General features: G+C 45.2%; 10 protein-coding genes. 8 read left to right on the forward strand and 2 right to left on the reverse strand.

Annotated features, from left to right (window positions below; translation table 11 throughout):
• Positions 1-9 precede the first annotated feature (9 nt).
• Positions 10-912, forward strand: coding sequence for a cation diffusion facilitator family transporter (locus DWX84_RS03040; protein WP_009017469.1), 903 nt, complete (start codon positions 10-12; stop codon positions 910-912).
• A gap of 12 nt (positions 913-924) precedes the next feature.
• Positions 925-2265 (forward strand): guanine deaminase, encoded by a 1341-nt coding sequence (gene guaD, locus DWX84_RS03045; RefSeq protein WP_083434101.1) that lies wholly within the window; start codon positions 925-927, stop codon positions 2263-2265.
• On the opposite strand, the gene DWX84_RS03050 is transcribed toward guaD, so the two are convergent.
• Both DWX84_RS03050 and DWX84_RS03055 read right to left on the reverse strand, forming a co-directional pair.
• Positions 2230-3198, reverse strand: a complete 969-nt coding sequence (locus DWX84_RS03050) for a 4Fe-4S binding protein (RefSeq protein ID WP_048927308.1) — start codon at positions 3196-3198, stop codon at positions 2230-2232. The genes guaD and DWX84_RS03050 overlap by 36 nt on opposite strands.
• A gap of 44 nt (positions 3199-3242) precedes the next feature.
• Positions 3243-4511: a DUF5103 domain-containing protein gene (locus tag DWX84_RS03055; protein ID WP_005856883.1), complete on the reverse strand. Its 1269-nt coding sequence runs from the start codon at positions 4509-4511 to the stop codon at positions 3243-3245.
• A gap of 132 nt (positions 4512-4643) precedes the next feature.
• On the opposite strand from DWX84_RS03055, the gene DWX84_RS03060 reads away from it, so the two are divergent.
• Genes DWX84_RS03060 through nqrF form a run of 6 tightly spaced genes read left to right on the forward strand, consistent with a single transcriptional unit; the run spans position 4644 to position 10637 of the window.
• On the forward strand, positions 4644-5990 hold the full coding sequence (locus tag DWX84_RS03060; protein ID WP_008772142.1) for a Na(+)-translocating NADH-quinone reductase subunit A: 1347 nt from the start codon (positions 4644-4646) through the stop codon (positions 5988-5990).
• 23 nt (positions 5991-6013) lie between these two features.
• Entirely contained in the window at positions 6014-7216 is a 1203-nt protein-coding gene (locus DWX84_RS03065) for an NADH:ubiquinone reductase (Na(+)-transporting) subunit B (protein WP_048927307.1), read from the forward strand.
• A 13-nt stretch (positions 7217-7229) separates the two neighbouring features.
• Positions 7230-8042, forward strand: a complete 813-nt coding sequence (nqrC, locus tag DWX84_RS03070) for an NADH:ubiquinone reductase (Na(+)-transporting) subunit C (RefSeq protein WP_048927306.1) — start codon at positions 7230-7232, stop codon at positions 8040-8042.
• A 7-nt stretch (positions 8043-8049) separates the two neighbouring features.
• Positions 8050-8679, forward strand: coding sequence for an NADH:ubiquinone reductase (Na(+)-transporting) subunit D (locus DWX84_RS03075; protein WP_005856891.1), 630 nt, complete (start codon positions 8050-8052; stop codon positions 8677-8679).
• A 25-nt stretch (positions 8680-8704) separates the two neighbouring features.
• Positions 8705-9322 carry an NADH:ubiquinone reductase (Na(+)-transporting) subunit E gene (nqrE, locus tag DWX84_RS03080; RefSeq protein ID WP_005856893.1) on the forward strand — a complete coding sequence of 206 codons (618 nt, stop codon included), beginning with the start codon at positions 8705-8707 and terminating at the stop codon, positions 9320-9322.
• Positions 9323-9362: 40 nt separating this feature from the next.
• Positions 9363-10637, forward strand: a complete 1275-nt coding sequence (nqrF, locus tag DWX84_RS03085; protein WP_010182986.1) for an NADH:ubiquinone reductase (Na(+)-transporting) subunit F — start codon at positions 9363-9365, stop codon at positions 10635-10637.
• The last annotated feature ends 191 nt before the right edge of the window (positions 10638-10828 follow it).

The following is a 10828-nucleotide window of genomic DNA, read 5'->3' on the forward strand; positions in this document are numbered from 1 at the left end:
TGGGATTCTATGGAGGAGGCACCAAAGGCGAGGAAAAAAGAGATTATGCGAGTGACACTTTTAGGGTCATTCGCTAATTTTGTTTTATTGGTATTCAAGTTCGTGGCGGGTATCTGGGGGCATAGTAGCGCTATGATCGCCGATGCGGTGCATTCGTTATCTGATTTCGTAACGGATATAATCGTACTTCTTTTTGTCAATATATCTTCCAAGCCGAAGGACGAGAGCCATGATTACGGGCATGGTAAATACGAGACTTTGGCGACTTCAATTGTCGGTATCGTCTTGCTTTGTGTAGGTTTTGGCCTTTTCTGGGAGGGAGCGAACAAGATTTATGACTTTTATTTCAAGGGGATTCCGTTGGAAAGTCCGGGAATGATCGCTTTAGTTGCTGCTCTTATCTCTATCGTGATCAAGGAATTACTGTATCATATTACGGTTTGGGTAGGAAGGAAGCAGAATAGTCAAGTCGTTATCGCTAACGCTTGGCATCATCGCTCGGATGCCTTTTCCTCGATCGGTACGGCTTTAGGTATCGGAGGGGCGATTTTGTTGGGGGATAATTGGCGTGTGCTGGACCCGTTGGCGGCTGTGATTGTCAGTTTATTTATCGTAAAAGTAGCCTTACAACTAGTGATCCCGGCGATTAATGACTTATTGGAGAAATCTTTGCCGAAGGAGGTGGAGGATGAGATCTTGGCGATCATTAGTGAGGTTCCCGAGGTAAAGAGCCCGCATAATCTACGTACCCGCCGCATCGGTAATAATTTTGCTATCGAGGCGCATATACGGGTGGACGGACAGATAACCGTGACTCGTGCCCATGACTTGACGAAAGAGATCGAACAGAATCTGCGTGATAAGTTCGGTCAGGCTACGCACATCGCTTTGCACGTGGAACCAATTAAATAAACGAATTGTTATTTGACCATGATGAAGAACTTATATAGGGGAGAAGTGTTCTATTTGATCGCTTCCCCGCTGGATCATGTGGAGGCTTACCGCTATTTTGAGGATGGGGAACTGGCTGTTGTTGATGGAAAGATTGTAGAGGCGGGGCCGTTCGAGGCGATGCGTTCCCGTTACCCGGATTTCCCGGTGACAGACTATTCCGGTAAATTGATTACACCCGGCTTTATTGATTCCCATATCCATTTCTCCCAGTCGGAGATACAGGGAATGTATGGCAAGCAACTTCTGGATTGGCTGGACGAATATACGTTTCCCGCCGAGGAAGCTTTCTCTTCCATGGAATATGCACAAGATATCGCTCGCTTTTTCGTGAAGGAACTGGTGAAGAACGGAACTACGACTTGTGCCGCTTATGCCACGGTTCATCCTGCTTCCGTAACCGCATTATTTTCCGTGGCTACGGAGTATAATATGTGTATCTTGGCTGGAAAGGTGATGATGAACCGGAACGCTCCGGATTATCTGATGGATACCACGCATCAGGGTGAGTTGGACTGCCGTAGCTTAATCGAGGATTGGGACGGGAAAGGACGGAATCACTATGTGATCACGCCCCGTTTCGCCATAACCAGTACGCCGGATCAATTAAAGTCTGCCGGTCGTTTACATGCCGAATATCCCAGTACCTATATACAGACACATCTTTCGGAGAATCTGGGAGAGATTGAATCTGTCTTATCGCTCTGTCCCGGTCATGCGGATTATCTGGAGGTCTATGAGCGTGCCGGATTGTTGACCGATCGTTCGATATTCGGGCATTGTGTCCATCTAACCGATCGGGAATATAAGCGGTTGGGAGAAACGGGAGGCATTATCGCCCATTGCCCGACCTCGAACCTTTTCCTTGGAAGCGGATTATTCGATATGAGGGAAGCGAACCGTTACGGCGTACGTACTACCTTGGCGACAGATGTCGGTGCGGGTACATCTTTCTCTATGTGGCGTACGATGGGAGAGGCTTATAAGGTACAACAGTTGAACGGTTATCCGATGACAGCTTTGGAGGCTATCTATAAATGTACGCTAGGCTCTGCACGGGCCTTATCGTTGGACGACCGAATCGGAAGTTTCCTCCCTGGCCGTGAAGCGGATTTCATAGTCGTGGATTATGCCGCTACCTCTGTCCAGAAATTGCGTATGGAGTATCTTCGTTCGAGAGATAAATGGACGATCGAGAATAAGCTGTTTGGCCTGCAAACCCTCGGCGATGACCGGAATACGGTATGTACTTATATAATGGGCAAGCAAGTATACGGCTCAGATTCGTGCGATCATCAAGAAACAAGTATGTAATACGACCGTTACGACGATCCATAGGCGCTCGGCAGTAGTCGGGCGCAATCCCGGGAAATAATATTCTATAGCCCCGTGCTTGCAAGCGGAGAGGCAATCTCCGCAATAGGTACAGGTATAGCCGATCTTTCCCTTCTCGATCTCTTCTTTATGTAGGGCATCATAACGGCAAGCGTTTGTGCAAGCCATGCAATGGCAACAATCCGTGGTCAGTCGTACCCGGAAAGGAGAGAGGTATTTGAGGAAAGACACTAAAGTCCCGATCGGACAATAACTACTGCAATGCACCATCTTCCGTCTCTTTCTGGAAAACAATAGCATGACAAGTAGGCCGATAACTCCGACCGCTATTCCAAAAGCGGTGGCTATCCTGCCGCTCGCTCCGAATATTCGGAGTAGGATGGCCCCCAACATAACCAGAAATAATATGCTGTATCGCATTTGCTTGTGATAGGGGAACCTTTTTCGTTCCAATTTTCCCCGGGCACTCCATGCGTCGAATGCCCCGAAGTAACAAAGCTGGCTACACCAAGCGGGACCGGATAGTAATAAGGTGCTGATAAAAAGTATGGGCATGAATAATCCCTCGAAGCGATAAAGCGGTCCGGCCAAGATTACCGCAGGGATCGGTAAATGCAGTTTCCCGGTCATAAGGAAAATAGGATCGGCAAAAATCCCTAGAGCAAGTTGCCCGAAAAAAACGATCGAGAATAACAACCACGCTCGTTTTCTCCATTTGGGACGTTCTTGCCGATCTTGCATCTTATAGCAGAGCCAACCACCGTATAGCATGGCAAGTATCACTTGTATCCATCCTCCATACGGAAATAACCTTTCGCCTATCAACAGTGGATTTTTAGGCATGACTTGAACGATCGAGAGAAGTCCCCCGACTAATAATACGGTACTGATAACAATACGTCTCGTTTTCATGCTCAATTATTTTATGCGTAAAAGTATGCCTTTTACGCGAATAATTATAGCACGGGCATTGTATTTCTGATACTAGTTACACCGATTAAACGATCATACCGTGCTCCCATTGGACAATAGTAGACGTAAATGCTATATTCGTTCTCCGTCTGGAAGAAATTACCCTCGATAGGGCCGGTCTGTCCTACGGTCTGTCCGTTAGGGACAAAGAGGTACTGATAGTTGTAACTGCCTTGTTTCAGTAAGACGGATTTCTCGTATTGATGCGTCTCCGGATTATAGCCCATCTTACTTTTCTCGTCCAATACATTATTATATAATTCACCGTTCAAATACACGTTTCCATCGGGAATTAAGTCCATGGCGAGGGTAAAGTGAACGATGTAATAGTCCGCTTCCGTATCCGGGTCGTTACAATTACTGCAACGGATGAAAAAACGGCCGTCTTGGTCTTGATCGTATTGATACGATAATTGGTCACGCCGATAGTCCGTCATCAACTCTACATGGTAATATGGATTATGGAACGAGATACTTTCTACGTGCATGCCATTGTATTTGTTGCTCAAAAATTCCATACGGCGATATTCGTTTCCTGCGGGAAAGATCAAGTTCTGATTGTTCGTATAAGAGATCTGGTTTTCTAAAATAGTCATAGGCTGAAGACCTGTTACGGCATTATCCCTGCGGTTATTCTGATAAACCCAGATTTTCAAGTCGGTCTGAGGATAGGTGATGGGGAAATTCTTGTTATTGATCGCAAAGCTGACTTGTTGGTGTGACTGATTGGTATCGATATCCGTATTTCCGCTCACCGTAGCGGCGACACTAACCATCGGCTCGAAAATAGAAAAGCAAGCGGTAAATACGATCTGGGAGGGATCATCCTCGTTATATACTTGCAAGGCATAATTCCCCGAGACCTTCGGTTGAACGTCATCGTTTGGGAAAAGTAATCGGTAGTTGGTGTATTGCACCGTAGTACCCATCGCATTGGCGAAATCCTCGATCGTGCTCCCTTGGAAACCATTCATATACTCAATCGGGGAAAGATTCGATTGCGTCCAATCGGCGTTGCAATGAACCAGATTATAGGCGTATCGCCCGAAGCCCGGATTAAAAGCATCGAAATTAACTTCGATACGGTTTTCACCGCCCAGTTCAATGAATGGATCGGAGAACATCTCGCCGGCAACCTTCACTTGGAGGGTCTTTATTTGCTTATCGCTAACGTTGGTGAAGTAAGTCACTTGAGCGTTCAACGGTACTAAAACCGTGATAAGCAGCAGAAATAGGATTTTAAAAACTTTCATTTTCTTATTACTTTCTTTAACGACGCAAAATTATGGAATTATTTCTCTATTTATTTGCCTTTCCCTGCTCTAAAGCATGAAAAAATGTTTACTTTTGCAGGAAAATTACATATAAACAATTTTAGTTGTATCATGGCAAATGTGATTAAGATTAAAAAGGGTTTAGACATTAATCTGAAGGGCAAAGCTTCGGATGTACTGTTAAACGGCGGCAAGAGCGAGTCTTACGCGATCGTCCCCGATTATTATAACGGTATTCTCCCCAAAGTTGTTGCGAAAGTAGGAGAAAAAGTCAAAGCCGGTTCTGTACTGATGATTGACAAGAACCGCCCCGAGATCAAGTTTGTTTCGCCGGTCAGTGGCGAGGTAACTGCCGTAAACCGAGGAGAGAAGCGTAAGGTGCTAAGCATCGTTGTGAAGCCGGATGCGCAGATCGAGTATGAGGAGTTCGGTAAGAAGAACGTAGCATCCCTACAGGGAGCAGAGGTGAAAGAGGTACTTCTGAACGCTGGTATGTGGCCGTTTATCAAGCAACGCCCATACGATATCGTTGCCGCTCCATTGGATACTCCGCGTGATATCTTCGTTTCGGCTTTTTACTCCGCTCCTTTGGCTCCAAACTTCGATTTTATCGTAAAAGGTCAGGAGGCTGATTTCCAGACTGGATTAAACGCCCTAGCTAAATTAACGAATGGAAAAGTGTATGTGGGTGTAAGAAGTGGTTCTGTCGTGAGCGGAATGAAAGGTGTGGAGATCGTGGAAGTAGAAGGTCCGCATCCCGCAGCGAACGTTGGCGTGCAGATCAATCATATCAAGCCCGTTAACAAGGGTGAGGTAGTTTGGACGGTTAATCCGGCAGACGTGATCGTTATCGGACGCTTGTTTAACAAGGGTGTCGCCGATTTCAGCCGTATGGTTGCTATTACCGGTTCCGAGACTACCGAGAGAGGCTACGTTAAAACGATTTCAGGTTGTACGATTAAGAGCTTGGTTAACGGTAAAGTGTTAGGACAGGAACATATCCGTATTATCAGCGGTAATGTTTTGACAGGTACCAAGGTGAATATGGATGGTTACCTAGGCGCTTATGATAACCAGATCACCGTGATTCCGGAAGGTGATGAGACGCATGAGTTCTTAGGTTTCGCTATGCCTCGTTTCAACCAGTTCAGCGCTAGCCATAGTTACTTTAGCTGGTTAGGTACTAGCAAGGAATATGTGATCGACGCCCGTATCAAAGGTGGTAAACGTGCCATGATCATGTCTAATGAATACGATAAGGTGTTTCCGATGGACATCTATCCGGAGTATTTGTTGAAAGCGATCATTGCGTTCGATATCGACAAGATGGAGAACTTAGGTATCTATGAGGTGGCTCCCGAGGACTTCGCTCTTTGCGAGTTCGTGGACACTTCCAAGATCGAGTTGCAAAAGATCGTTCGCGACGGATTGAACCTGTTGTATAAGGAAATGAATTAATAACATAAAAAACTTATAATACATTGAAAGCGTTAAGGAATTATCTCGACAAGATTAAGCCTAACTTTGAGGAAGGCGGAAAGCTGGCGATGTTCCGTTCTGTTTTTGACGGTTTCGAAACATTCTTATTTGTTCCGAACGAGACCTCTAAAACGGGCGTACATATTCATGACTGTATTGATTCAAAGCGTGCCATGACCGTGGTTATCATCGCTTTGTTGCCTGCTTTGCTTTTTGGTATGTATAATGTCGGTTATCAGCACAATTTAGCTGTGGGGGCTGAGCCGGGATTTTTGATGACTTTTATTTTTGGATTTTTGGCGGTATTGCCTAAGATCATTGTTTCGTATGTGGTAGGTTTGGGTATAGAGTTCGCTGTCGCCCAAGTGAAGAAGGAAGAGATTCAAGAAGGATTCTTGGTTTCCGGTATCTTGATTCCGATGATCGTTCCGGTCGATACTCCGTTATGGATGATCGCTGTAGCTACTGCTTTCGCTGTTATTTTCGCGAAAGAGGTATTTGGTGGTACGGGATATAATATATTTAATGTAGCATTGGTTACACGTGCGTTCTTATTCTTCGCTTACCCGGCAGCAATGTCTGGTGATCAAGTGTTCGTTCGTACGGCTGATACGTTTGGTATCGGGGCTGGCCAAGTAGTTGACGGTTTTTCCGGAGCTACTCCGCTAGGACAAGTCGCTATCGCTGGTAAGGAGATGATCGGTTCTTTCCAAGCTGTTGACGTATTAGGCAACCCGATCTCTACTTGGGACGCGTTTATTGGTTTGATCCCGGGCTCTATCGGTGAGACTTCCGTATTGGCTATTTTGATCGGTGCGGTTATCTTGTTGGTTACGGGTATCGCAAGTTGGAAGACAATGGTTTCCGTGTTCGTGGGTGGTGCTTTCATGTCATTGATCTTTAATATGATCGGTACTACGGTCGCTATGTGCGTATCTCCGCTGGATCACTTGTTCTTAGGTGGTTTCGCTTTTGGTGCCGTGTTCATGGCTACAGACCCTGTGACTTCCGCTCGTACGGAGACAGGTAAATATATCTATGGTTTCCTTGTAGGTGCTATGGCCATTATTATTCGTGCGTTGAACCCGGGTTATCCAGAGGGTATGATGCTCGCTATCCTGTTGATGAACGTGTTCGCTCCCCTGATCGACTATTATGTTGTGGAAGCTAATATCTCTCGCAGATTGAAACGTGTAATAAAATAAAGTAAGAAGGAATATGGCTAAATATAAATGTAAGGTATGTGGCTATGTCCACGAGGGAAATAAGGCTCCTGACACTTGCCCGGTATGTTCCGCTCCTGCTTCCGAATTTGAGGAAATCAAGGAGGAGGGCGCCGCTAAGAAAGGCATAAACCGGGATAGCAATGTTTATACGGTTGTTTATGCGGCTGTGATGGTTGTGCTAGTGGCTGTCGTATTGGCGTTTACTTCACAATCATTGAGAAGTTTTCAGAAACAGAACGAGGATAACGATAAGAGACAACAAATTCTGCGTTCTATTAACGTAAATGTTTCTTCTTCTGAGGCTGAGACCAAGTACAACGAGTTGATCAAGGAAGCTTTCTTGGTAAACGAGAATGGTGAGAAGGTTGAAGGCGACGCTTTCGCTACGGATGTAGTTAAGGCTGCCGCTGAGCATCAATATCCGGTTTTCGTCGCGAATGTAGATGGTCAACCGAAATATATCATGGCTTTGCATGGAGCAGGTCTTTGGGGTCCGTTATGGGGTTATATCTCTGTAGATAGTGATAAGAATACTATTTATGGTGCTGACTTCAGCCACCAAGGTGAAACTCCGGGTCTGGGAGCTGAGATCTCTAAACCGGCGTTCAGCAATGAGTTCAAAGGTAAGAAGATCTTCATGAGTGGAGAATTCAAGTCTGTCGCTGTTGTTAAGCCGGGTAAGAGCGTAGCGGGACAGGATTATGTAGACGGTATCTCAGGTGGTACAATTACCAGTAAAGGTGTGGATGAAATGTTATTCAACAGCTTGAGCGGTTATGTTAAATTTTTGACCTCACAAAATTAAGTAGAAGATGGGATTATTATCTGAAAAGAATAAAGAAGTTCTGTTAGGCCCGTTGAGCGCTAACAACCCGGTTGTCGTTCAGATGTTGGGTATTTGCTCTGCGTTGGCTGTAACATCAAAACTTGAGCCGGCCATCGTGATGGGTATCTCGGTGACGGCTGTCGTAGCTTTCGCTAACGTGATCATTTCATTGATGCGTAATACGATTCCGAACCGTATCCGTATTATCGTGCAATTGGTGGTAGTTGCCGCTTTGGTGACAATCGTTAGTGAGGTGTTGAAAGCTTTTGCTTATGACGTAAACAAACAGCTTTCCGTATTTGTCGGTTTGATCATTACGAACTGTATCTTGATGGGACGTCTGGAAGCGTTCGCCTTGGGTAACGGCCCATGGGAATCGTTCTTGGATGGCATTGGTAACGGTCTGGGATATGCGATTATTCTTATTATCGTAGGTTTCTTCCGTGAATTGCTGGGATCTGGTACCTTATTGGGTTTCCAAGTGATTCCGCAGGCATTCTATGATCTGGGTTACGTGAACAATGGTTTGATGATCTTGCCTCCGATGGCGTTGATCGTGATCGCTGTTATTATTTGGGTTCATCGTGCTAAGAACAAGGAACTTCAAGAAAATTAATGTTAACGATTAAACGAATAATAGAATGGAACAATTATTAAGCACATTCGTCCGCTCGATCTTCGTTGACAACATGATCTTCGCATACTATTTGGGTATGTGCTCTTTCGTGGCTGTCTCAAAGAACGTGAAGACCGCTTTAGGATTAGGTATAGCAGTGACATTCGTACTTTTCTGTACGTTGCCGATTAACTATATGCTTGAGAATTATGTATTGAAAGAAGGTGCGTTAAGTTGGTTAGGCCCGGAATATGCGGAGGTGAACCTTAGCTTCTTGGCGTTTATTATCTTTATCGCCGTTATCGCTTCTTTCGTGCAGTTGGTCGAGATGGTAGTCGAGAAATTCTCTCCGTCTTTGTATGCTTCCCTTGGTATCTTTTTGCCGCTGATCGCTGTAAACTGCGCTATCTTGGGTGGTTCTCTGTTTATGCAACAAAAAGCGTTCCCTAATGTAGGTGTCGCCACTGTTTATGGTTTAGGATCTGGTATCGGTTGGTTGCTGGCTATCGTAGGTATGGCGGCTATCCGTGAGAAATTGTCATATTCAAATGTCCCCAATGCTTTGAAAGGTTTGGGTATTACTTTCATCATCACGGGTTTGATGGGTATGGCATTCATGTGTTTCTCTGGTCTGAAGATTTAAGTATTAACGCATTAAACAAAATATAAAGATGACTTTATTAATGTCGGGCGGACTTACGATTGGTGTCAGCGCAATAGTATTCTTATTGATCACGCTGATCTTGGTCGGTTTGCTTTTGTTCGCCAAAGCAAAATTGGTGCCTTCAGGGAATGTAAGCTTGAAGGTTAACGGAGAGAAAGATATAGAGACCCCGATTGGTGGAACTTTGCTAGGTGCGCTACAGAGCGGTGGCATCTTCTTGTCTTCCGCTTGTGGTGGTGGTGGTAAATGCGGTCAGTGCCGTGCTCAAGTTATTGATGGCGGTGGCGAGATCCTACCTACTGAGAAAGGTTTCTTCTCTCGTAAACAAGTGAAAGATCATTGGCGTTTGGCTTGTCAATGCAAGGTGAAAGAGGATATGGTCGTTCAGGTACCAGACGAGGTATTTGGCGTTAAGGAATGGGAATGCGAGGTTATCAGTAATAAGAACGTCGCTACATTTATCAAGGAGTTTATCGTTGCGTTGCCTAAAGGTGAGCACATGGACTTTATTCCGGGTTCTTACGCTCAGATCAAGATCCCTACATACTCAATGGATTATAACAAGGATATCGATAAGAGCTTGATCGGCCCCGAGTATCTGCCGGCTTGGGAGAAATTCGGTTTATTCGGTTTGAAGTGTAAGAACGACTCACCGTCTATCCGTGCCTATTCTATGGCTAACTATCCTGCTGAGGGTGACCGTATCATGTTGACCGTGCGTATCGCTACGCCGCCGTTCAAACCGAAACCACAAGTTGGTTTCATGGATGTGATGCCGGGTATCGCTTCTTCTTATATCTTTACGTTGAAACCGGGTGATAAGGTGACTATGAGTGGTCCTTATGGTGATTTCCACCCAATTTTCGATTCTAAGAGAGAGATGATGTGGATTGGTGGTGGTGCTGGTATGGCTCCGTTGCGTGCCCAAATCATGCACATGACGAAGACGTTGAAGACTACGGATCGTAAGATGTCTTACTTCTATGGCGCGCGTGCCTTGAACGAAGTGTTCTATTTGGAAGATTTCTTGGAAATAGAGAAAGAATTCCCAAACTTTACGTTCCACTTGGCGCTTGACCGTCCTGATCCTGCCGCTGATGCTGCGGGTGTTAAATATACGGCTGGATTCGTTCATCAAGTAATCCATGATACTTACTTGAAGGATCACGAGGCTCCGGAAGATATCGAATACTACATGTGTGGTCCGGGCCCGATGTCAAAGGCCGTGGAAAATATGCTGGATAACTTGGGTGTACCTCGTGAGATGTTGCACTTCGATGATTTCGGTGGATAAAATAGGATTTCTATATCTACAGATAGAAGGCGGGGGTTAAGATCCTCGCCTTTTTTATTTTGGCCCTGAAACTCCTCTTTACGAAGATATACTTCAAATGCTATAGGATATATACTGCATGTGTCATAGGATATATACTTCATTAACGAAATAAGTCGTACTTTGACTATGCCTAAATTTACTTCACAGAT

The organism is Parabacteroides sp. AF21-43, from assembly GCF_003635435.1.
GTDB classification, from domain to species: Bacteria; Bacteroidota; Bacteroidia; order Bacteroidales; family Tannerellaceae; genus Parabacteroides; species Parabacteroides distasonis.

Excerpts from the sequence above, each read along its gene's own strand:
- DWX84_RS03040 (WP_009017469.1), top strand. The coding sequence starts at position 10 with ATGGAGGAGGCACCAAAGGCGAGGAAAAAAGAGATTATGCGAGTGACA.
- DWX84_RS03050 (WP_048927308.1), bottom strand. The coding sequence starts at position 3,198 with ATGAAAACGAGACGTATTGTTATCAGTACCGTATTATTAGTCGGGGGA.
- DWX84_RS03055 (WP_005856883.1), bottom strand. The coding sequence starts at position 4,511 with ATGAAAGTTTTTAAAATCCTATTTCTGCTGCTTATCACGGTTTTAGTA.
- DWX84_RS03060 (WP_008772142.1), top strand. The coding sequence starts at position 4,644 with ATGGCAAATGTGATTAAGATTAAAAAGGGTTTAGACATTAATCTGAAG.
- nqrC (WP_048927306.1), top strand. The coding sequence starts at position 7,230 with ATGGCTAAATATAAATGTAAGGTATGTGGCTATGTCCACGAGGGAAAT.
- DWX84_RS03075 (WP_005856891.1), top strand. The coding sequence starts at position 8,050 with ATGGGATTATTATCTGAAAAGAATAAAGAAGTTCTGTTAGGCCCGTTG.
- nqrE (WP_005856893.1), top strand. The coding sequence starts at position 8,705 with ATGGAACAATTATTAAGCACATTCGTCCGCTCGATCTTCGTTGACAAC.
- nqrF (WP_010182986.1), top strand. The coding sequence starts at position 9,363 with ATGTCGGGCGGACTTACGATTGGTGTCAGCGCAATAGTATTCTTATTG.